This is a genomic window from Pseudomonas sp. G2-4, assembly GCF_030064125.1.
In the GTDB taxonomy this organism is placed as follows: domain Bacteria; phylum Pseudomonadota; class Gammaproteobacteria; order Pseudomonadales; family Pseudomonadaceae; genus Aquipseudomonas.
In genome coordinates, this window is sequence record NZ_CP125957.1 from 1,638,530 (window position 1) to 1,658,853 (window position 20,324).

General features: G+C 61.5%; 18 protein-coding genes. 7 read left to right on the plus strand and 11 right to left on the minus strand.

The window, feature by feature from the left end; all coding sequences use genetic code 11:
• Positions 1-16: 16 nt before the first annotated feature.
• Positions 17-409: a transcriptional regulator gene (locus tag QNH97_RS07325; RefSeq protein WP_283556244.1), complete on the plus strand. Its 393-nt coding sequence runs from the start codon at positions 17-19 to the stop codon at positions 407-409.
• Positions 410-547: 138 nt separating this feature from the next.
• On the opposite strand, the gene QNH97_RS07330 is transcribed toward QNH97_RS07325, so the two are convergent.
• The 3 genes from QNH97_RS07330 to QNH97_RS07340 all read right to left on the minus strand — a co-directional run bounded on the left by QNH97_RS07330 (position 548) and on the right by QNH97_RS07340 (position 2,624).
• Positions 548-1,414 carry a DUF6279 family lipoprotein gene (locus tag QNH97_RS07330; protein WP_283556245.1) on the minus strand — a complete coding sequence of 289 codons (867 nt, stop codon included), beginning with the start codon at positions 1,412-1,414 and terminating at the stop codon, positions 548-550.
• A 108-nt stretch (positions 1,415-1,522) separates the two neighbouring features.
• The gene (locus tag QNH97_RS07335; RefSeq protein ID WP_283556246.1) at positions 1,523-2,239 is read right to left on the minus strand and encodes a TorF family putative porin; all 717 of its coding nucleotides are present in this window, start codon (positions 2,237-2,239) and stop codon (positions 1,523-1,525) included.
• A gap of 196 nt (positions 2,240-2,435) precedes the next feature.
• Positions 2,436-2,624 carry a PFL_1563 family small protein gene (locus QNH97_RS07340; RefSeq protein WP_025212437.1) on the minus strand — a complete coding sequence of 63 codons (189 nt, stop codon included), beginning with the start codon at positions 2,622-2,624 and terminating at the stop codon, positions 2,436-2,438.
• Between the two features lie 338 nt (positions 2,625-2,962).
• On the opposite strand from QNH97_RS07340, the gene QNH97_RS07345 reads away from it, so the two are divergent.
• Positions 2,963-3,799 carry a CvfB family protein gene (locus tag QNH97_RS07345; RefSeq protein ID WP_025212438.1) on the plus strand — a complete coding sequence of 279 codons (837 nt, stop codon included), beginning with the start codon at positions 2,963-2,965 and terminating at the stop codon, positions 3,797-3,799.
• A 389-nt stretch (positions 3,800-4,188) separates the two neighbouring features.
• Entirely contained in the window at positions 4,189-5,637 is a 1,449-nt protein-coding gene (locus tag QNH97_RS07350) for an NCS1 family nucleobase:cation symporter-1 (protein ID WP_283556247.1), read from the plus strand.
• Here the strand turns inward: QNH97_RS07350 and QNH97_RS07355 are convergent, their stop codons facing one another.
• The gene (locus QNH97_RS07355) at positions 5,638-6,807 is read right to left on the minus strand and encodes an MFS transporter (RefSeq protein WP_283556248.1); all 1,170 of its coding nucleotides are present in this window, start codon (positions 6,805-6,807) and stop codon (positions 5,638-5,640) included. It lies immediately after the preceding gene.
• Between the two features lie 103 nt (positions 6,808-6,910).
• Here QNH97_RS07355 and ptrR point away from each other — a divergent pair, with 103 nt between their 5' ends.
• On the plus strand, positions 6,911-7,804 hold the full coding sequence (ptrR, locus tag QNH97_RS07360) for a putrescine utilization regulator PtrR (protein WP_283556249.1): 894 nt from the start codon (positions 6,911-6,913) through the stop codon (positions 7,802-7,804).
• Between the two features lie 139 nt (positions 7,805-7,943).
• Positions 7,944-8,072 (plus strand): PA1414 family protein, encoded by a 129-nt coding sequence (locus QNH97_RS07365; RefSeq protein ID WP_256222727.1) that lies wholly within the window; start codon positions 7,944-7,946, stop codon positions 8,070-8,072.
• 299 nt (positions 8,073-8,371) lie between these two features.
• On the opposite strand, the gene QNH97_RS07370 is transcribed toward QNH97_RS07365, so the two are convergent.
• The 4 genes from QNH97_RS07370 to speB form a co-directional block, all read right to left on the minus strand.
• The gene (locus tag QNH97_RS07370; RefSeq protein WP_283556250.1) at positions 8,372-9,760 is read right to left on the minus strand and encodes a sodium:solute symporter family protein; all 1,389 of its coding nucleotides are present in this window, start codon (positions 9,758-9,760) and stop codon (positions 8,372-8,374) included.
• Between the two features lie 192 nt (positions 9,761-9,952).
• Complete coding sequence (locus QNH97_RS07375) at positions 9,953-11,464, minus strand: purine-cytosine permease family protein (RefSeq protein WP_283556251.1); 1,512 nt, start codon at positions 11,462-11,464, stop codon at positions 9,953-9,955.
• A gap of 54 nt (positions 11,465-11,518) precedes the next feature.
• Positions 11,519-11,944 carry a YybH family protein gene (locus tag QNH97_RS07380; protein ID WP_283556252.1) on the minus strand — a complete coding sequence of 142 codons (426 nt, stop codon included), beginning with the start codon at positions 11,942-11,944 and terminating at the stop codon, positions 11,519-11,521.
• A 9-nt stretch (positions 11,945-11,953) separates the two neighbouring features.
• Complete coding sequence (gene speB / locus QNH97_RS07385; RefSeq protein WP_283556253.1) at positions 11,954-12,904, minus strand: agmatinase; 951 nt, start codon at positions 12,902-12,904, stop codon at positions 11,954-11,956.
• Positions 12,905-13,251: 347 nt separating this feature from the next.
• Here speB and QNH97_RS07390 point away from each other — a divergent pair, with 347 nt between their 5' ends.
• Both QNH97_RS07390 and QNH97_RS07395 read left to right on the plus strand, forming a co-directional pair.
• Positions 13,252-14,145, plus strand: a complete 894-nt coding sequence (locus QNH97_RS07390; protein WP_003184133.1) for a LysR family transcriptional regulator — start codon at positions 13,252-13,254, stop codon at positions 14,143-14,145.
• Positions 14,146-14,154: 9 nt separating this feature from the next.
• Positions 14,155-14,751, plus strand: a complete 597-nt coding sequence (locus QNH97_RS07395; protein WP_283556254.1) for a tRNA-uridine aminocarboxypropyltransferase — start codon at positions 14,155-14,157, stop codon at positions 14,749-14,751.
• A gap of 159 nt (positions 14,752-14,910) precedes the next feature.
• Here the strand turns inward: QNH97_RS07395 and QNH97_RS07400 are convergent, their stop codons facing one another.
• The 3 genes from QNH97_RS07400 to QNH97_RS07410 form a co-directional block, all read right to left on the minus strand.
• Positions 14,911-16,275: an HlyD family type I secretion periplasmic adaptor subunit gene (locus QNH97_RS07400; protein ID WP_283556255.1), complete on the minus strand. Its 1,365-nt coding sequence runs from the start codon at positions 16,273-16,275 to the stop codon at positions 14,911-14,913.
• 265 nt (positions 16,276-16,540) lie between these two features.
• Positions 16,541-18,700 carry a type I secretion system permease/ATPase gene (locus QNH97_RS07405; protein ID WP_283556256.1) on the minus strand — a complete coding sequence of 720 codons (2,160 nt, stop codon included), beginning with the start codon at positions 18,698-18,700 and terminating at the stop codon, positions 16,541-16,543.
• Positions 18,701-18,729: 29 nt separating this feature from the next.
• Positions 18,730-20,088 carry a TolC family outer membrane protein gene (locus QNH97_RS07410; protein ID WP_283556257.1) on the minus strand — a complete coding sequence of 453 codons (1,359 nt, stop codon included), beginning with the start codon at positions 20,086-20,088 and terminating at the stop codon, positions 18,730-18,732.
• Positions 20,089-20,324: the final 236 nt, after the last annotated feature.

The window sequence follows — 20,324 nt, forward strand, 5'->3', positions numbered from 1 at the left end:
TAGAGGATGGACCAGGATGACGACTTATAACTGGGACTTGATCGAAAAGTTGTTGCATGAAGTGCAGAACGGCGCTGGCCACAGCTTCACCCCTCGGCCTTATGCGGAGGAGTACGCGGCGGCGAAGGCGGCCGAGGGCGAGGAGATCGAGAACCTCGATCATCTGAAAGCGGTCGCCGGGGAGTACGAAAAGTTACTGCTGGAGCGTGGTTATATTGAGCCTCGGCCGGAGGAAGAGGGCGGTAATGGCGAGAACTTTGTGCTGACGCCCCGTGGTTCGCGGTTGTTGAGCCTGATCGACAGCAGCATCCCGGGCAATGATCATCCGCGCCAGGTGCTGGATGAGCAGGACGATGCGCTGGATGAATTTACCTTTGATGAGTTGGCTTCGAAGGCGCAGATTGCCTGACAGGCCTGCACTGAGCCCTGTTGGAGCGAGCTTGCTCGCGATAGCGATTGAACAGGCAACACATCTGTTGAATGTCAGACCGCTATCGCGAGCAAGCTCGCTCCCACATTGGATCTCCCACAATGGATCTCAGTGGTTCTAAGATCGTGCCGCTTTCAGGCACTTCAAGTCGCTGAAATCCTTCTTCACCCCGTCTATTTTCTTAAGCAGCTGTTCGCGCTGGGCCGGGGTGCTGTCGGCCATCAGGTCCACCAGCAGGCTGCGGGCCTGGGCTTCGGTTTTGTTGAAGGCTTCGCGGTAGGCCGGGGTCCAGAGGCTTTCGCGGTTAACCAGCAATTGCTCGATGCGTTTCGGGAAGTCGGGGCTGTGGCGCTGGGCCACGGCTTCGCTGAACTGGTTCTGCCAGTGGGCACGGTTGGCGATCCATTGCTGGTTCTGGTCGCCTAGGGCGGTGGACCAGGCCACGACGCGTTGGCGTTGGGCGATGTTGAGCGGGCCGAGCCAGTCGTTCAGGCGTTTTTCCATGCGTGCGCTACGTTCCTGGATCTGCTCCTGCAGCGTCGGCTTGAGGTATTGCTGCTGGCGTTTGCGCTGGTCTTTGACGAAAGAGGCGTCCATGTCGTCGACTTGTTCGTCACTCAAGCCTTGCAGCAGTTCGGTGGCCGACGGGGTGATTGCCCGGGCGGTTTCGGCGATGGCGGCCTTGGCTTCCCGGGTGCGCTGTTGCAGGGCTTCGTCGGTCACTTGATTGGTTTGCACCATGGTTTTCAAGCGGTCCAGCCAATCGAGGTAGCCGGGTAACTGCGTCGTGCAGTGCCAGGTCAGGTGTTCCTGGAGGCGGTCGTTGAACCAGTCTTTTTGCTCGCCTTTGATCTCCAGGTAGTCGTTGAGGGTCCAGGGGATGATCAGGTCGAGGTTGCGGTAGGCCAGGCCTACACGGCTGCAGGCGGTCAGCGTCAGCAGCAGGGCGATGAACATGGCGGTGCGTGTTAACCAGCGCGACATGAGCGAGTCCTTGCGAGGGCATGGTTGCGAAGGTGTAGCTGTTTTGTTTGAGCATCGCAGGCGCGCGGCAGTTCAGCCGATTGAATACGTAACACTTAGTAAAAAGAGTTAGTAAAAAGGGTGCGCCATCTTGAGGGTCAGCAGGCCGTCGCATTCGCTGTTGTGACCGGAGTACGCCGAGCAACTGCTGCCGCTGAGGCTTGAGTCGCTGTAGATCAAGTCCAGGTCGATGCCTTTCCACGGACGGGAAATTTTCAACGACCAGTCGCTGAAACTGCCTACGGAGCCGTTCTCCACCGAGACCGGTGAGTTGAGCTGGTGGGTGGTGTATTTGGCGCTGATACCGATGCCGAACGGCACGTTGCCGCCCAGGTCGGCAAACAGTGTGCTGTTCTGTTTGTCCGGATCGTTGCTCAAGGCTGCGCCGAAGCGGCTGCCAAGGAAGGTCAGGCCGCCGAAGAATTCTTGGCTGTCGAGGGTATCGACGGTGGGGTAGCTGTAGTGAATCAAGCCGACTTCGTAGCCCAGGGTCTGGTCGAAGGGTTGTTTAAAGCCCATGTAGGAATCGATTTCAAGGTTGGCGGACGAGGTCAGGCCGGCGCTGGGTGACCACTGGCCGACGTACCAGCCGCTGTCGTGGCTCAGGTCCAGGCCGCCATGAAATGAGCCGCTGCTGGACGGGGTGACCAGGCCCTCGGCCATGCTGCGGCTCGGGGTAGTGCCCAGTTTGAGGTCGAAGTCGCCGAGTTCGCGCTGGAACACCTGCCCCTGGGCGAAGGAGCATGTCAGCAGGCTGATCGCCAGCGGAACAACAGGAATGCGCATGCTTCACTCCGTGAAATAGCGAGGAGCAGGAACGGTAACTAAGCTGAAACGCTTGAGCTAGAGAGGTGCAAGGATACCGGCGAATGCTCGGCAGCGAAGGCCGTTCGTCGATTCATGGGAAATGGATAGAGCGAGGAGGGGTTCCAGTCCAAGCGCTTCGAAGCTCAAAGCGCTTTGGGACCAGGTGACGCGCAGGTTACTTTTTGCCCAGGCTGATCTGCTTGGACGGGCCGAAAGTCTGGCCGCTGACGCCTTTGGCAATTTGCTGGATCTCACCGCCGGACTTGAGGAACGCAGCGATTTGGTCGTTGATCGACTCGCTGGTTTCAACGGCTGGAGCTGGCTTTGATTTGCTGTTGGATGCTTTTACGCGCATGACGGCCATTAACCTAAAGATAATTAATTGGGCCAGGCATCGTACAGGAAATACTTGACAATAGCTTGGCAAATATCCTTCAAGATTACCCGTGTGGGAGCTGAATAGCGGCTGGCTTATCCTGCCGTTATTGCCCTAAGCCCCTGTTTTAACTAACAACCGTGGCGCGAATATAACGCCGATGCCGCAGGGTACGCACCGTCCATCGCCTGACGAATGGCCGAGCCTCAAGCGCAAACCCAGGAAAATCAAGGGTTGCGCAGGGGTTCTTGGCGAACCTTGCTTGCGTTCACGAATCGCGGCGCAAAACCGGGTAGAATGCCGCCCACGCAATGAGGGTACAGGAAATGGCTTTAGTCGGGCGCTACAACAGTTTGCAAGTGGTTAAACACACTAACTTCGGTTTATATCTGGACGGCGGTGCGGACGGCGAAATTCTGCTGCCCAACCGTTATATCCCCAAGGATATTCCCAGCGAAGATGAAGACTGGCTCAATGTTTTTATTTATCTGGACAGCGACGACAAACTGATCGCCACCACCGAAAAACCAAAAGTGCAGGTGGGTGAGTTCGCCAGCCTGAAAGTGGTTGAGGTCAACAGCATTGGTGTGTTCCTGGACTGGGGCCTGCCCAAGGATCTGCTGCTGCCGTATTCCGAAGAAAAGCGCCAGATGACCGCTGGCGAGTATTGCGTGGTGCACGTCTACCTCGACAAGCACACCCGCCGCATCACCGCCACGGCGCGCCTGGATCGTTATCTGGACAAGACGCCGGCCAACTACACGCCGGGCCAAGAGGTTGATTTGCTGGTCGCCGAAGCCACTGACATGGGGTTCAAGGCGATCATCAATAACAAGCACTGGGGCTTGATCCACAAGAACGAAATCTTCAAGTTCATGCGCGCCGGCAAAGAGGAAAAAGGTTTCATCAAGGAAATCCGCCCGGACGGCAAGATCAGTCTGAGCCTGCAGCCAGTGGGCCAGGAAGCCGCCACCAGCCTGAATGCAAAGATCCTCGCCAAGTTGCGCGAGAACAACGGCACGCTCCCGGTCAGCGACAAGAGCGACCCGGTGCTGATCAGCAGCCTGTTTGGCGTGAGCAAGGGCAACTTCAAGAAAGCCATTGGTGCGCTGTACAAGAATGGGCAGATTGTTATTCATGCTGATCGGATTGAATTGAGCTAACTGCACACAATCCCCCGTGGCGAGGGAGCTTGCTCCCGCTGGGCTGCGAAGCAGCCCCCAAACCAGTTGCACGCAATCAAAGCTGACACACCGAGGTGGCATGTTCGAGGGGCCGCTTCGCAGCCCAGCGGGAGCAGGCTCCCTCGCCATGGTTGATCTGCGCTGTATACAAAACCCTGCACCTTTAGCATGCACTCACGCCCTGTTCATGGGCGTGCGCCCGTTTCTGCGCGGCGTTCCTTTGCGCCACACACCACGGTTTGTCTCACATTCTTCGCCTATGGCACGCATTCTGCGTAGCAACGCGTATACAAACCATGCCGGCTCCCGTGCGCAGTATGGTGAGCAGGTCGACTCGGGGGCACGGCGGCACTCAAAGGAGCCTCGCAATGTCCGAGCAATTGCCCAACGGCTACAGCCCTCGCCTCTATAACGAGGACTTGGGCCCGCTGCCGCAGAAATGGAATTGGTACAACATCTTCGCGTTCTGGATGAGTGATGTGCACAGCGTCGGCGGCTACGTGTTCGCCGCCAGTCTGTTCGCGCTGGGGTTGGCGAGTTGGCAGGTGTTGATCGCGTTGTTAGGCGGGATTTGCATCGTGCAGTTGATTGCCAACCTGGTTGCCAGGCCGAGCCAGCAAGCAGCGGTGCCGTATCCGGTGATCTGTCGGCTGGCATTCGGGGTGTTTGGGGCGAATATTCCAGCGGTGATCCGTGGCTTGATCGCCGTGGCCTGGTACGGCATTCAGACGTACCTGGCATCCAGCGCGCTGATCATTGTGGTGCTGCGGTTTTTTCCTGCAATGGAAGTCTATGCCGCGCCGCAATTTGCCGGTTTGTCCTACCTGGGCTGGTTCGGTTTCCTCGGCCTGTGGTTCGTCCAGGCGTTGGTGTTCTGGACGGGCATGGAGTCGATCCGCCGTTTCATCGATTGGGCCGGGCCGGTGGTCTACGCGGTGATGTTTCTGTTGGCTGGCTGGATCGTGTGGAAGGCCGGTTGGAGCAACATCAGCTTCACCCTGGCGGAAAAGTCCCTGTCCGGCTGGCAGGCCTTCGGCCAGGTGATCATGGCGATGGCGCTGGTGGTGTCGTATTTTTCCGGCCCGACCCTGAATTTCGGCGATTTCAGTCGTTACTGCCGGAGCATGTCTGACGTTCGCCGTGGCAATTTCTGGGGGCTGCCGGTGAATTTCCTGGCGTTCTCCCTGGTTACCGTGGTGATTGTTTCCGGAACCTTGCCGGTGTTCGGTGAAATGCTTCACGACCCGATCGCCACCGTGGCGCGCATCGACAACGACGTGGCTGTGCTGTTGGGGGCTTTTGCATTCGTGACCGCCACCGTTGGCATCAACATTGTGGCCAACTTCGTGTCCCCGGCCTTTGACTTCGCCAACGTTGCGCCCAGCAAAATCAGCTGGCGCGCCGGGGGCATGATCGCGGCGCTGGCCTCGATCTTCATCACGCCGTGGAACCTGTTCAACAACCCCGAGGTGATCCATTACACCCTGGACGTGCTGGCGGCATTCATCGGCCCGCTGTTCGGGATTCTGTTGGTGGATTACTACCTGATCAAGAAACAGCAGATCGACGTCGATGCGCTGTTCAATGACGGGCCAAGTGGGCGTTATTACTACAGCGGCGGCATCAATTGGACGGCGGTCAAGGCGTTGGTGCCGGCGACGCTGATGGGTGTGGCGATCACTTTTACACCGATGTTGCAATCGATGGCCAATTTTGCCTGGTTCACCGGTTGCTTCCTCGGCGGGGTGTTGTATTTCGCCTTGGCCCGGCGCGAGGTGGCGCCGCAGCCATCGCTCAGCCCGGCCGGCCAGGCCTGATCAACGCAGGGCGGTCTGGCTGCACGGGCTCACGGCGCTTCGGCTGGCGGGCCGCAGCAACAGTCCACCGGCCAGCACCAGGCCGCTGCCTGCGATGATCAGCGCCGGTTGCAAGCCGCCGCTGAAATGGCTGCTCAGCGCCGCCAGCAGCGGGCCGCTGAGCTGGCCCACGGCAAAGCAGGCGGTCAGCAGTCCGGCGTTGCGCTGGGTGGCGTGTGGCGCCAGTTCCCGTGAGCGCAGCATCACCAATTGCATGCAGGCCAGGAAGGGCGCGCCACACAGGATCACCCCCAAGGCCAGCCCCGGCCCGCTGCCCAGCAGGCAGGCGAAGACCCCGGCGGCTTGTAGCCACAACGTACCGATCAACCAACGACCGGTGGTGTTCGGGTTTGGCCGACGCAGGCTCACCAGCAGCACGCCGATAGCCGCGGCCAGGCCGAAGCAGGGCCAAAACAGGTCCGCCTGCCATTGCCCCTGGAACTGCGCCGAGGCCATTTGCGACAAAAACGTTGCCGGGATGATGTAGCCCAGGCCGTACAAGGCGTACACCACACCGAGTCGAGCGATACCGCGATTCGGCGACGTGGTGACCGGCGTTGCAGTGGTCGCGGCGGCGGGTTGCGGCAGCATTGGCAAGATCACCAGCAACATCGCCAACCCCACCCCGGCGTACACCAGCCACAGGGTCGCGGACGTCTGGCCCAGCAGGTTCGAGCCCAGGGCCAGCAAGCCTGTCAGAAAAATACCCAACCCAGGGCCGGCAAACACCAGCGCGCCGAGCCGCGGCCGTCCTGCCGCTGCGGCCAAGGGTTGGCTCAGGGCGGTGATCATCACCATCACCCAGGCACTTGCCACGCCAGTGCCGAAGCGCAGTGCCAGGTGCGGCCAGAAACCCCAGGCCCAGAACGACGCCAGGGTCAGCAGCACGCACAACCACAGGCCTCCGATCAAACGCCGCCGTACCTGTTCCGGGCGGCGGGCGAACATGGCGTCGAGCGCGCCGAGGAAGTAACCCAGGTAGTTGGCGGCGGCAATCAGACCGGCGGCGGTCAAGTCGATCTGACCTTCGCCGATCAAGTGAGGTAACTGGGGCGTAAGGGCGAAGCGGCCGATGCCCATGGCCATCATCAAGGCGATGAAGCTGCCGAGCAGACGAATGAGAGGTGACATGGTCGTTCTCCAGCGTTGGGGCGAATGACCGTCAGGCTAGGACTGATTGACTTTCATTAAAAATGAATAATAGTGAGTAACTTGTTCTTTTTTGGAGAAGGTCGTGGAGTTCAGCCAATTACGGATTTTCCAGGCCGTGGCCGAGGAGGGTTCCATCACCCGGGCCGCCGAGCGCCTGCACCGGGTGCCGTCGAACCTCTCGACCCGGCTCAAGCAGCTTGAAGAGCAACTGGGCGTGGATCTTTTCCTGCGCCAGCGTCAGCGCTTACAGCTATCGCCTGCAGGAAAAGTCCTGCTGGACTATGCGGCCAAGCTCTTTGCCTTGCACGACGAAGCCCATGCGGCCGTGCAGGGCGGGCAGCCGGCCGGGGATTTTGTCCTGGGCACGATGTACAGCACGGCGGCGATTCACTTGCCGGACCTGCTGGCCGGTTATCACCGCACGTATCCGGCGGTGAACCTGCAAGTGCAATCCGGGCCCAGCGGTGAATTGCTGGAGGGCTTGCTCACCGGACGTCTGGATGCAGCGCTGGTGGACGGTCCGCTGGAGCTGGCGGGACTGGATGGCGTGCCGTTGTGCGACGAACGGTTGGTGCTGATCACCGAGGCCGATCACCCGCCGGTAGGCAGTGCGCTGGATGTCCAGGGGCGTTCAGTGTTCACCTTTCGCCAGGGCTGTTCGTACCGCATGCGCCTGGAAGCCTGGTTTGCCCATGACCACGCGACCATGGGCCGGGCGATGGAAATCGAGTCTTACCCAGGGATGCTGGCGTGTGTGATTGCCGGCTCTGGCGTGGCGCTGATGTCCGAGTCGATGCTCGCCAGCTTGCCGGGCCGTGAACGTGTGACGGTGCATCCGCTGGCCGAGCCGTTTGCCAGTGCCACGACCTGGTTGATGTGGCGCAAAGGGATGGTGGGGGCGAACCTCAACGCCTGGATTGAGCTGCAGCAGCAGGCTTGGCCGCGTACACCCATGATGACGGCACAATCGGCTTGAACTCCGGGAGGTGGATTTGGATCAATTCAGTAACAGATCATTGCAATCTGTAACGAGCATTGCGTAGGACTTCGGACTATTATCAGTGCGAAGGGGCAACAGAATTCTGCCGCTCGCACCACCCTGAGGGGGCACCACGATGAAAGAGAAAATCCAGAACTGGCTTCACGACTTGGGTGTCGCGCTGGGGCTGATCGAGCCGCCAATGCAACCGATACCGATCCGCACCGATGACGAGCAACGCCGCCGCCAGCCGCGCCGCCGATAAAGTCACTGCAGAATACTGGAGAGATCGCAGTCTTCGACCGTTTCAAACGAGACGGCCGAGGACTGCGATCTTTTATTTTGTGAACCGTCCGTGGCGAGGGAGCTTGCTCCCGCTGGGCTGCGAAGCAGCCCCAAGGCCATTCACCTCGCTGTGTCAGGAATACCGCGTCGGCAGGTTTTACGACGGCTCGCCGCCGAGCGGGAGCAAGCTCCCTCGCCACCGGGTCCTATGTTCGGCTGGCGAACTTGGTGGGCTGGTGTGACCTGCGACGCCATACCCTCTCGAAGAAAACCCCGCTTTCAGGCCGCTTTCGCCACCCCATTCGCGCGCGGCGACAACATGCTCACCACGACGAAACTCACCAGTGCCACGCTCAGGCTGTAGTAGATCGGCGTATTCGCATCCAGGCCATCCTTGAGCATGAAGAACAGCGCAGTCACAAAGCCCAGCGACATACTGGTGATCGCGCCCGCCGTGGTTGCGCGCTTCCAGTAGATCGCGCCGATCAGCGGGATCAGCATGCCGCCGACCAACAGGTTGTAAGCCAGGGTCAGGGCGCTGATCACGTCACTGACTACCAGGGCGATGCCCAGCACCACTAACCCCAGCAACAGGGTTGCGATACGGTTTTCGTGGACGTCGCCATTGCCACTTTCACGGCCTTGGCGCAAACGCGGCAGCAGATCCTGGACCACGGTGGTGGACGCCGCCAGCAGGCCCGCCGCTGCAGTGGACATCAAGGCCGCCAGGGCCGCGGCGATCACCAGCCCGCGAATACCGTTGGGCAGGCTGGTCTGGACGACGCTGGCGAAGGCGTTGTTGACGTTTTCCAGGTCCGGCAGCAGTACCTTGGCCGCCATGCCAATCAACGCCCCGGCCAGGCCGTACAGCACGCAGTAAAGGCCTGCGGCGGTGCCGGCGACTTTCGCCACGCGTTCACTGCGGGCGGTGAACACCCGCTGCCAGATGTCCTGGCCGATGAAGATGCCGAAAAAGTAGATCAGGAAGTAAGTGAGGATGGTGTCCCAGCCAATCGCGGTGAAATCGAAGTAACTGGCCGGCAGTGCCGCCACCATCGCATCCCAGCCGCCGGCATCGACGATGGACATCGGCATCAGCAGGAACACCAGGCCAACGGTCATGATCAGGAATTGCACGATGTCGGTCAGGGTCAGCGACCACATGCCGCCGATGGTCGAATACAACACCACAACACCGCCACCCACCAGGATCGACACCCAGAAGGGCAGGCCGAACAATACTTGCATGACGGTGCCGATGGCGATGGTCGAGGTGGCGCCGATCATCAGCGCATAGACCAGCATGATCAACGCGCTGGCGTGGCGGGCGGCCGGGTTGTAGCGGCGCTCCAGCACTTGGGTCACGGTGTAGATCTTGAGCTTGAGCAACGGCTTGGCGAGGAACAGGCTCAGGCCGACGATGCCCAGGCCGATGGCGCCGCACAGCCAGAATCCGGAAATGCCATAGACATAGCCCAGGCGCACGGTGCCGATGGTGGATGCACCGCCCAGGACGGTGGCGGCCATGGTGCCCAGGTAAAAGCCCGGTCCCAGGTTGCGCCCGGCCACCAGATAGTCGTCACGGGTCTTGGCGCGGCGCATGCCGTACCAACCCAGGGCGATCATGCCAGTGGCGTAGAGAAGAACGACGATTAAATCCAAAGCCATGGTGGCGTGTCTCCGATTGTCTTTTTATAGGAAGTCGGGGTGATGCCGTCCCTGGCACCGCAACCTCAGTGCGAACTTGCTTGTGTGGCGAGGGAGCTTGCTCCCGTTCGACTGCGCAGCAGTCGCCATCAGGGGCTGCTTCGCAGCCCAGCGGGAGCAAGCTCCCTCGCCACAGGTGTGTGTTGACTCAGGTCAAACGGTCTGTCTGAGGGAGGGCGTATCGATTGGCACCGAAGAACCCTTGCTACGCGGATCATCCGGCCCATACACCGCCGCCGGCTCTGGAAACAACCCAAGCAGCGCCAGGTACACCACCGAAGCCAGGCCCAGGGTCACCGGCAGGCTGATGTCGATTCCGCCGGCGAGCTCGCCCAACGGCCCGACGAACTGCCCCGGCAGGTTGACGAAGCACAACCCCACCAGTGCGCTGGGAATCCACGCCCCCAGGCCGCGCCAGTTCCAGCCATGGGTGAACCAGTAGCGTCCGCCGGTTTCGCCCCGGGTGAACACTTGCAGGTCGTCCGGGCAGTAGAAGCCGCGTCGCACCAACAGGCCGATGATCATGATCACCATCCACGGGGTGGTGCAGGTGATGATCAGCACGGCGAAGGTGGACACGCTCTGCACCAGGTTCGCGGCGAAGCGTCCGATGAAGATGAAGGCAATCGACAGCACGCCGATCAGCAATGTCGCCTTGACCCGCGACAGCACCCGCGGGAACACGCTGGACATGTCCAGCCCGGTGCCATACAGCGACGTGGTGCCGGTGGACATGCCGCCGATCACGGCGATCAGGCACACCGGCAGGAAGAACCAGCTCGGCGAAACCGCCAGCAGGCCGCCCACGTAGTTGTTGGCCGCGATGTAGTCCGGCGCCTTGATCGCCACGATGGTGGCGGTGGCGAGGCCGAACAGGAAGGGGATCAGCGTTGCCAGTTGTGCGGCAATCACCGCCAGCATGATTCGCGGCTTGGGCGTGTTGCGTGGGATGTAGCGCGACCAGTCACCCAGGAACGCGCCGAAGGAGATCGGGTTGCTCATGGCCACCAGCGCCGCGCCGATGAACGCCGCCCAGAAGCCCGGCTGGCCGAGGCTGACGGTGCCGGCGAACTGGCTGTCGAAGGTTGGCGCGAAGGCCAGGATGCCCAACAGGAACAACAGGCTGGCGGCCCACACGGCAATGCGGTTGACCCACAGCATGAAGCGAAAGCCGTAGATGCACACCGTCAACACCAGCAAGGCGAACAGCCCGTAGGCCAGGCCAAGGCTCAGGTCAGTTTCCGGCAAGCCGATCAATCGCTTGGCACCGCCGATCAATGCATCCCCGGAACTCCAGACCGACAGCGAGAAGAAGGCGATGGCGGTCAACAGCGACAGGAACGAACCGACGATCCGCCCGTGCACACCAAAGTGCGCACCGGAAGACACGGCGTTGTTGGTGCCGTTGAGCGGGCCGAACAGGCCCATGGGGGCGAGGATGATCGACCCCACCAATACCCCCAGCACAATCGCCCAGACACCGGCCTGGAATGACAGGCCGAACAGTACCGGGAAACTGCCGAGCACCGCGGTGGCAAAGGTATTGGCGCCGCCGAAGATCAGGCGAAACAAGTCCCCCGGGCCGGCGGTTCGCTGGTGGTCCGGGATCTGTTCGACCCCGTTGGTTTCAATTTGCGTAAGGCTGTTGTCGTTATTGTTATTCATGACCTGCTCCGATCATCGAGACGCGTTCATCGAAGGTGAACGTCGTCTGTTTGGCTAAGGGGGTGGCAGCCCTTCCGGCATTGCGGACAAATGTTCATGACAGGCCAGCCATAGGCCCTGTTGTTCTTGTGCGCGTCCTGCCTGTTTGCGGAACAGGATGGTTTCGCGCTCCTGGCTAAAGTGTCGCTCCCCTTGCATGCGCAGCTCGGTGGCCACGTCATGGATGAAAACCGCCACGTCCCCTTGCAGGCTGACGAAGGCGTTGCTCGAAGTGCACGAGAGCACCTCGAAGCCATCCTCGGACCGCCAACGGTCCCACAACGCCTGGTAGGCATCGCGTGACAGCAGCGGCTGTTCGAGGGTGTAGAACACAAAACTCGCGTCAGGTGTGAATGCGCCGAAATAGGCTGCGCGGTCATTGCGGGCGAAGGCCGACACCAGTTCGGCGGCGGCCTGGAGAACCTGCTCCTGCTCGTTCATGGGCGCACCTCAGCGATGCACCACACCGGGCAGTACGCAGAGCATCTCGTACAGCAGGTTGGCGCCCAGCAGCGAGGTATTGCCGCTGGTGTCGTAGGGCGGCGAGACTTCTACCAGGTCGCAACCGACCAGGTCGAGGCCCTGGCAGCCGCGCACGATTTCAATCGCCTGGATGGTGGTCAGCCCGCCGATTTCCGGGGTGCCGGTGCCAGGGGCCCAGGCCGGGTCGATGCCGTCGATGTCGAAACTCAGGTACACCGGACCGCCGCCGACCTTCTCGCGGACTTCCGCCATCAACGGTGCCAGGGATTTGTGCCAGCACTCTTCGGCCTGAACCACGCGGAAACCCTGGTTGCGGCTCCAGTTGAAATCATCGGCTGTGTAGCCTTGGGCCCGCAGACCGATCTGCACCACGCGGTCGCAATCGAGCAGGCCTTCTTCCACAGCGCGGCGGAAGGTGGTGCCGTGGGCAATTTTCTCGCCGAACATGTGGTCGTTCACATCGGCGTGGGCGTCGATGTGCACCAGGCCGACCTTGCCGTGTTTCTTGTGGATGGCCCGCAGGATCGGCAGGGTGATGGTGTGGTCGCCGCCCAGGGTCAGGGGGATGACGTTGTGTTCGAGGATCTTGTGGTACGACTCTTCGATGATCCGCACTGCGTCCAGCAGGTTGAAGGTGTTGATCGCCACGTCACCGATGTCGGCCACCGCCAGCGAGTCGAACGGTGCCGCACCAGTGGCCATGTTGTAGGGGCGGATCATCACGGATTCGGCGCGGATTTCACGGGGCCCGAAACGGGTGCCGGCGCGCAGGGAGGTGCCGATGTCCAGTGGCACGCCGACGAAGGCAGCGTCGAGGCCGGCAGCGGTTTGCAAATGGGGGAGTCGCATCATGGTGGCGATGCCGCCGAAGCGCGGCATTTCGTTGCCGCCCAGTGGTTGGTGAAGAATCTTGTCCACGGGTAGGGCCTCATCGTTGTTTTATTTATCAGGGGCCGATTCTGCGAAAAGCGTGGAACGGGAAGAATCGCTGGGGGCAAATACTTAGTTCAGATTTTTCTAAACTAATGCGGGGCGGGGCGATAGACTTCGCCGCAGTCCCCTGTTTGGATGAGGGGACATAGTGCCCCCTGTGGCGAGGGAGCTTGCTCCCGCTGGGCGGCGAAGCCACCCCAAAACCATTCACCTCGGTGCATCAGGCAGATTGCAGCGACAGGTTCTGCGACGGCTGCGCCGCCGAGCGGGAGCAAGCTCCCTCGCCACATAGATCTCTGCAATTCCATACATCCAGCGTTCAGGAGCATCTGATGGCCAACGCTCTACCCGACCTGAAACTGCTGCGCATTTTCGTCAGCGTGGTCCGGCACCAGGGGTTTGCCAACGCCCAGCACGAACTCAACCTGTCCACGTCGGCCATCAGCACCTACATGAGCCAGCTGGAATCGGCCCTGGGCCTGGTGCTGTGTCATCGCGGCCGGGGTGGGTTCAGCCTGACCAGCAAGGGCGAGTTGTTCCATCAGGAAACCCTGCGCCTGTTGGGCGAGCTCGAAGGCTTCGAACAATACGCCGCAGCCCTCAAAGGCGAATTGCGCGGCACGCTGAACCTGGGGGTGATCGATTCCACCGTCAGCGACAAGGCCTTGCCGTTCGCCGAAGCCATCGGCGCCTACAGCCAGGAGCACCCGGCGGTGCACCTGCACCTGTCGGTCATGAGCCCCTATGAGTTGCAACTGGGCGTGCAGGACAATCGCCTGGACCTGGCCATCGGTGCGTTTTCCACGCGCATGAGCGGGCTGGTCTACATGCCGCTCTACCGTGAGCAACACTGGCTGTATTGCAGCAACCGCCACCCGCTGTTCAACGAGCGGCGCATCCCCGAGCAAGTCATCACCCAGCAGCGTATGGTCGGGCGCGGTTACTGGAGTCAGGCCGAACTGGCCCGCCATGGCTTCAAGCACAGCGCGGCGACGGTGGAGAGCATGGAGGCGCAATTGATCCTGGTGTTGTCCGGTGCCTACGTCGGTTACCTGCCCGAGCACTACGCACAGGCTTGGGTCGACAAGGGGGATTTGCGCGTGCTGCTGCCGGCGACCTTTGGTTACCAGGCACCCTTTTCAATGATCGTGCGCCGTGGCCGCAGTCGCGAGCCGCTGATCCAGACGTTCCGCGACCTGCTCAAGGCGCAGCTCAACCAGGCCTGAGGTACCGCCATGTCCCGAATTCATTGCCCGCGTTGCCACAGGCCGCAAAGCCATTGCCTGTGCCCGCTAATTCCCAGCCTCGACAGCCGCACCCGGGTGCTGCTGTTGCAGCACCCCAGCGAAGTGAACCACGCCTTGAACACCGCCCGGCTGGCGGCGTTGGGGCTGAACAATGCCGAGTTGATCGTGGGCGAGGTGTTCGAGGATTTGCCCAGCTTGCTCAACCCGCCGGGTTATCGGGCGCGGTTGCTGTTTCCCGGCGACGATGCGCAGCCGCTGCAGGCTTATGTTCCGTCCGATGAGCCGCTGCTATTGGTCGTGCCCGACGGCACCTGGCGCAAGGCGCGTAAGCTGTTGCACCTCAACCCGTTGCTGGCAACGCTGCCGAGGGTGACCTTGGCCGAAGGCGGAGTGTCCCGTTATCGCTTGCGCAAGGCGCCGGGGCCGGGGGCGTTGTCGACGGTGGAGGCGATTGTCCAGGCGTTGCAGACCCTTGAGGAACCAGCATGCTTCGAGCCGTTATTGAGGCCGTTTGAGGCGTTGATCGAGGGGCAGATTGCAGCGATGGGGGAGGAGACTTACCAGAAGAATCATGCCGGGAGTTAGAGATTTATGTGGCGAGGGAGCTTGCTCCCGCTCGGCGGCGCAGCCGTCGTAGAACCTGCCGCCGCGGTCTGCCTGACACAACGAGGTGATTGGTCTTGGGGCTGCTGCGCAGCCCAGCGGGAGCAAGCTCCCTCGCCACGGGGTCGAGGTAACTTCGGATCAACGCTCACGCATCGCCTCAGTCCGCGCCTTCAACACCGGCTTGAGCAAGTAATCCAGCACACTCTTCTCCCCGGTAATGATATCCACCGTCGCCACCATCCCCGGAATGATCAACAACGGCTTGGCATCCCCGCCCAAGTGGTTTTTATCCGTGCGCACCTGGATCAGGTAGAAGCTGTTGCCCTTGTCATCGGTGATGGTGTCGGCGCCGATCAGTTCGAGTTTGGCGCTGAGCCCGCCGTAGATGGTGTAGTCGTAGGCGCTGAACTTGACCATGGCTTTCTGGCCGGGATGGAGGAACGCCACGTCCTGGGGGCGGACCTTGGCTTCGATCAGCAGGTTGTCTTCCAACGGTACGATTTCCACCATGTCGCTGCCCGGCTGCACCACGCCGCCGATCGTGTTGACCTTCAGTTGCTTGATCACCCCGTGCACGGGCGAGACCACGGTGGTGCGGGTGACGCGGTCGTCGATGGCGATACTCGACGCGGCGATTTTCGACAGTTCGGTGCGTTTCTCGTTGAGGTCCTTGGCCGCGTCGGAGCGGAAGGATTGTTCGGACTCGTCGATCTTGCTCTTGATCTCATTGATCGCTGATTCGGCCCGAGGGATTGCCAAGGTGGTGGCGTTGAGCGAGCCGCGGATTTCCACTGCGCTGCGTTTGAGCCGCAGGATCTCTACCGGCGATACGGCACCGGTGCGCACCAGTGGCGCGGACATGTTCATTTCTTCTTGCAGCAAGGCCAGGGAGGAGCTGAACTGGCCTTGCTTGGAGCGAAACTCCGCCAGCTCCTGGGTCTTCTGCCGCAGTTGCTCGGTCAGGGTCCGTTGTTCGCTGGCCAGGCGCCGCTGCCGTTGCTCGTACAGCGAGCGCTCGTCCTCGGCCACTTGCGGGGCCTTGGCGATCACCTCTGCGGAAAGCTTGAATGGCCGGCCCTCGGCCTCGGCCGACAGGCGCTCGACCTGGGCGGTCAAGGCATAGCGATCGGCCTCGCTCTCACCCTTGTTCGACAGAAACCGTGTGTCGTCCAGGCGCAGCAGGGTGTCGCCCTTGTTCACCATCTGGCCTTCACGGGCGAAAATCTCGGTGACGATACCGCCCTCCAGATTCTGGATCACTTGGATCTTGCTCGACGGAATTGCCTTGCCTTCACCCGTGGTGACTTCCTGCAAGACCGCCAATTTCGCCCAGACCAGCGCGGTGATGATCAGCCCGGCGGCCAGCCACACGGTGACACGCGAGCGCCGGGGCGAATCCTGCAACGTGGCGCCGGCGGTTTCCGGCATGAACTCGCTCTCGGCGCTTTTGCTGAAACTGCCGAAGTAGCTTCGAACGGCGGATTCCGGTGTTTGGGTAGACATGGGGCGATACCCGTCGGTTAAGTGAAATGGAGCTAGGTGCGGCTTTTTAGAAGAGAACTGAGTGCTGCTTTTGAGAAGAGAGCCAGGTGCTGCTTTTTGTGGCGAGGGAGCTTGCTCCCGCTCGGCGGCGAAGCCGTCGTAAAACCTGCCGACGCGGTCTGCCTGACGCTGCGAGGTGAATGGCTTTGGGGCTGCTTCGCAGCCCAGCGGGAGCAAGCTCCCTCGCCACAAAAAGCAGCACCCAGCACAGGTGTCGGATGAGCATTCAAACCGCCGCAGCCCCCACCCGTCCTTTACGCAACGCATCGATGACCGCGTCCTTCGGCCCATCGGCCACAATCCGTCCGTTGTCCAGCACCACCAACCGGTCCACCAGGCTGAGCATCGAGGTGCGGTGGGTCACCAGCAGCACCGTCTTGCCCTGGACATGGGTGTGGAGTTTCTGCCGCAGGACGTCTTCACTGCTGTTGTCCATGGCACTGGTGGGCTCGTCCAGCAGCAGGATCGGTGGGTCGAGCAACAAGGCCCGCGCCAGCAGCACGGCTTGGCGCTGACCACCGGAGAGCAACTGGCCGCGCTCGCCCACCGGGCGGTCGAAACCTTGGGGATGCTGGCGGGCCAGTTCGGTGACCCCGGTCAACTCGGCCACTTCCAGCATGCGCGCGTCGCTGATGTAGCGGGCGCCGAGGGTGAGGTTGTCCCGCAGGCTGCCGGCCAGCAACGGCAGGTCGTGGGCGACGTAGCCGATCTGTTGGCGCAGGTCGGCGACGTCCAGTTGGCGCAGGTCCAGGCCGTCGAGCAGCAACTGGCCTTCCTCCGGCGCATAGAAGCCCATCACCAGCCGCGCCAGGGTACTTTTGCCCGAGCCACTGCGACCGATAATGCCTACCCGCTCACCAGGCTTGAGGCTGAAGCTGATGTTGTCCAGCGCCGCAGCGTTCTGCCCGTTGTAGTGGAACGTCACGCCGTTGACGTCCAGCGCGCCCTGCAACTGGGTGCGATCCAACGGCCGCTGCTTGGCATCGCGCTCCTGGGGCAACGCCATCAAGGCATCGGTGCTGCGCATGGTGAGCTGGGCTTGCTGGTAGCGGGTGATCAGCCCGGCGATCTGCCCCAGCGGAGCGAGCACTCGGCTGCCGAGCATGTAGGTCGCCACCAGCGCACCGACGCTGAGGTTGCCGGCGATGATGCTGTAGACCCCGGCGACGATGGTCGCCATGCCAGCCAGTTGTTGCAGGAACAACGTGCCATTGGTCGCCAATGCGGAGAGGTTGCGTGCGTGGCTGTCCAGGCGGGTGAGGGCGCCGTGGGTGCTTTCCCACTGATGCTGGCGCTCGCTTTCGGCGCTGCAGGCCTTGAGGGTTTCCAGGCCACCGAGGGTTTCAATCAACAAAGCTTGGCGCTGGGCGCCGAGGGCCAGGCTTTTTTGCACGGTGTCGCGCAGGCGTGCCTGTATGATCATCGCGAAGGCAATGGTGAGCGGAAAAGCTATCACCGGAATCACCACCAGCCAGCCGCCCAGCAGGCCGATCACCACCAGCATCAGCACGGCGAAGGGCAGGTCGATCAGGCTGGTGAGGGTCACAGCGGTGAGGAATTCCCGCAGGCCCTGGAAGTCGTGGATGCTCTGGGCAAATCCGCCGATGGTCACCGGTTTGGCCTTCATCGCCATGCCGGTGATGCGCTCGAACAGCGTGGCGGAAAGAATGATGTCGGTTTTCCTGCCGGCGGTGTCCAGCAGATGGGCGCGCACCACCCGCAGTACCAGTTCGAAGCCGGTGCCGATCAACAGCCCCACGGCCAACACCCACAGCGTAGAGGTGGCTTGATTCGGCACCACGCGGTCGTAGGTCTGCATGACGAACAACGGCACCATCAGCCCCAGCAGGTTGATCAGGAAACTCGCCAGGATCGCGTCGCTGTACAGCCAGCGCGACAGTTTCAAGGTGTCGCGAAACCACGCCTCGACCCGCGGTATCAGAGGCGAGCGCAGGTCTTCGAGTTCATGGCGCGGCCGGGCGAACAACGCCTGGCCGCTATAGTCGGCGGTCAGCTCCTCGCGACTGACCCATTGCTCGCCGCCATCGGCTTCGCTCGGCAGGATCAGCGCCTTGCCGTCCTCGCCCCAGCGCCGCAACACTGCGCACCGGCCACCGGCCAGAATCAGCATCACCGGCAAGTTGAGCGGCGAGATGTCGCCCAGGTCGCGGCGCAGCAACCGCGCCTGCAAACCGGCCCGGGCCGCTGCACGAGGCAGCAGCTCCAGGCTCAGGCGTTGGTGCGCCATAGGAAGCCCGGCGCTGAGGCTGGCGCGGCTGACTGTCGCGCCATGGAGTTTGCAGAGGATCAATAGACCGTCGAGCAAAGGATCGTCGAAGTTCAGGCGCGGATCGGCGCCAAGGGTTGCGGGTTCCATGCTGGTCACATTGATCGTTCCCATTTTTTTTGGGGGGGCTACTTCAGTTCGGGCAGCCGTGCGTCGCTTTTGACTTCGGTCTGGGCGACCGCGTCGGCCGGCAGCACTATCCGTTGTTTACTCAGGAGCTGACCCATGTTCGCCAGCACCCGGTACATCGAGTACTCCTCGGTGTACCGCACCTCGGTGTAGCGACGGTTGGCGTTGTACAGCTCGTTTTCGCTGTCGAGCACATCGAGCAAGGTCCGCTGGCCGAGCCCGAACTGATCCTGATACGCGGCGCGCACGCGAGAGGTGGTGTCGGCATATTCGCGGGCGGTGGGCGTCTGTTTGCGGGCGTTGGTCATCGCGTTCCAGGCCAGGCGCGTGTCTTCATTGAGCTGGCGCAGGGCGTTGTTGCGAATGTCCATGGCCTGGTTGATCTGGTGGGCATTGGACGCCAGCCGGGCTTTGTCGCTGCCGCCGCGGAACAGGTTGTAGTTCATCACCACACCGACACGCCAGTTGTTGTCGTGACCTTCTTCTCCGCCGATGTTGTTGTTGGCGCCCACGGCCGCCTCGGCATCGAAGCGTGGGTAAAACGGCGACTTGGCCACTTCGTACTGGCTTTCGGCGGACTGTATGTCGGCTTGGGCCGACTTCAGGTACGGGTTGTTATCCACCATGCTTTGCTGGGCTGCGCGCAGGTCGGTCGGCATTTCGCCTTTGGTCGAGGGCGGCGCTTCCAGCTCATCGGGCATGCGCCCGACCACGCTGTAGAAGTTCGCCTCGGCATCGGCCAGATCGACCTGGGCGGTATCGTAGTTGTTTTCCGCCAGGGCCCGACGGGCATTGGACTGATCGGAGTCGGCCGTACTGCCGACCCCGCGCTCGGTGCGCAGGCCGATCTGGTCGTTGACCCGCAGGTGCGCTTGCAGGTTGTTCTTGGCCAGGGTCACCAACTCGCGCCGCTTGAGCACTTCCAGGTAGACCTCGATGGTGCGCAGGGCCAGGTCCTGAGCGGTGCCCTGGGCGTAATAGGCCCGGGAGTTGACCACGCCTTTGGTGCGTTCCACTTCGTTGGCGGTGTTGAACCCGTCGAAGATCATCTGCCGCAGGCGCAGCTCCGATTGGGTGTAGGTGAGGATATTGGTGTGGTGGTTGCCCAAGGCCCGTGTGTTGGTGTTGTCGCTGTAGCCACGACCGTAACCGGCATTCAAATCCACCGATGGGAAAAAGCCCCCTCTGGCGACTTTGACGTCCTCATTGGCCGACAGACGGCTGTCTACCCGTTGTGCCAGCTCCGGGTGAGTCGCAATGGTGCTCTGGATAGCTTCGGTCAAGGACATGGCCTGCGCCTGAGAAGAACAGGCCATGGCCAGCAAGACCGCGCTGCAGAGGGGGGTTAGAACGCGCATGGGGTACATCTCCTGAGGTCTGTAGTATTTCGATGTCGCCATAAAATTGACGTATTAAAGATCAAAACCGTTTCAAGCTTGTAACAACACAGCTAAGAACATTCTGCGCAGAACCTAAGAAGGATTTTTCATAAGGCTTATTCCAAAAAAAACTTATGTGCTTGGAAAAAACCGGCACATTGTTCAACGGGAAAGCCTTTGGATACGCGGCTTCTGACGGTTTTAAGGCGTCAATA

What these genes read in the sequence shown, in the direction of transcription:
- QNH97_RS07395 (WP_283556254.1), top strand. Translation starts at nt 14,155, where the DNA reads ATGTCCCGAATTCATTGCCCGCGTTGCCACAGGCCGCAAAGCCATTGC.
- QNH97_RS07345 (WP_025212438.1), top strand. Translation starts at nt 2,963, where the DNA reads ATGGCTTTAGTCGGGCGCTACAACAGTTTGCAAGTGGTTAAACACACT.
- QNH97_RS07340 (WP_025212437.1), bottom strand. Translation starts at nt 2,624, where the DNA reads ATGGCCGTCATGCGCGTAAAAGCATCCAACAGCAAATCAAAGCCAGCT.
- QNH97_RS07370 (WP_283556250.1), bottom strand. Translation starts at nt 9,760, where the DNA reads ATGGCTTTGGATTTAATCGTCGTTCTTCTCTACGCCACTGGCATGATC.
- QNH97_RS07325 (WP_283556244.1), top strand. Translation starts at nt 17, where the DNA reads ATGACGACTTATAACTGGGACTTGATCGAAAAGTTGTTGCATGAAGTG.
- QNH97_RS07330 (WP_283556245.1), bottom strand. Translation starts at nt 1,414, where the DNA reads ATGTCGCGCTGGTTAACACGCACCGCCATGTTCATCGCCCTGCTGCTG.
- QNH97_RS07350 (WP_283556247.1), top strand. Translation starts at nt 4,189, where the DNA reads ATGTCCGAGCAATTGCCCAACGGCTACAGCCCTCGCCTCTATAACGAG.
- QNH97_RS07400 (WP_283556255.1), bottom strand. Translation starts at nt 16,275, where the DNA reads ATGTCTACCCAAACACCGGAATCCGCCGTTCGAAGCTACTTCGGCAGT.
- QNH97_RS07390 (WP_003184133.1), top strand. Translation starts at nt 13,252, where the DNA reads ATGGCCAACGCTCTACCCGACCTGAAACTGCTGCGCATTTTCGTCAGC.
- QNH97_RS07355 (WP_283556248.1), bottom strand. Translation starts at nt 6,807, where the DNA reads ATGTCACCTCTCATTCGTCTGCTCGGCAGCTTCATCGCCTTGATGATG.
- QNH97_RS07380 (WP_283556252.1), bottom strand. Translation starts at nt 11,944, where the DNA reads ATGAACGAGCAGGAGCAGGTTCTCCAGGCCGCCGCCGAACTGGTGTCG.
- QNH97_RS07365 (WP_256222727.1), top strand. Translation starts at nt 7,944, where the DNA reads ATGAAAGAGAAAATCCAGAACTGGCTTCACGACTTGGGTGTCGCGCTG.
- QNH97_RS07335 (WP_283556246.1), bottom strand. Translation starts at nt 2,239, where the DNA reads ATGCGCATTCCTGTTGTTCCGCTGGCGATCAGCCTGCTGACATGCTCC.
- QNH97_RS07375 (WP_283556251.1), bottom strand. Translation starts at nt 11,464, where the DNA reads ATGAATAACAATAACGACAACAGCCTTACGCAAATTGAAACCAACGGG.
- QNH97_RS07410 (WP_283556257.1), bottom strand. Translation starts at nt 20,088, where the DNA reads ATGCGCGTTCTAACCCCCCTCTGCAGCGCGGTCTTGCTGGCCATGGCC.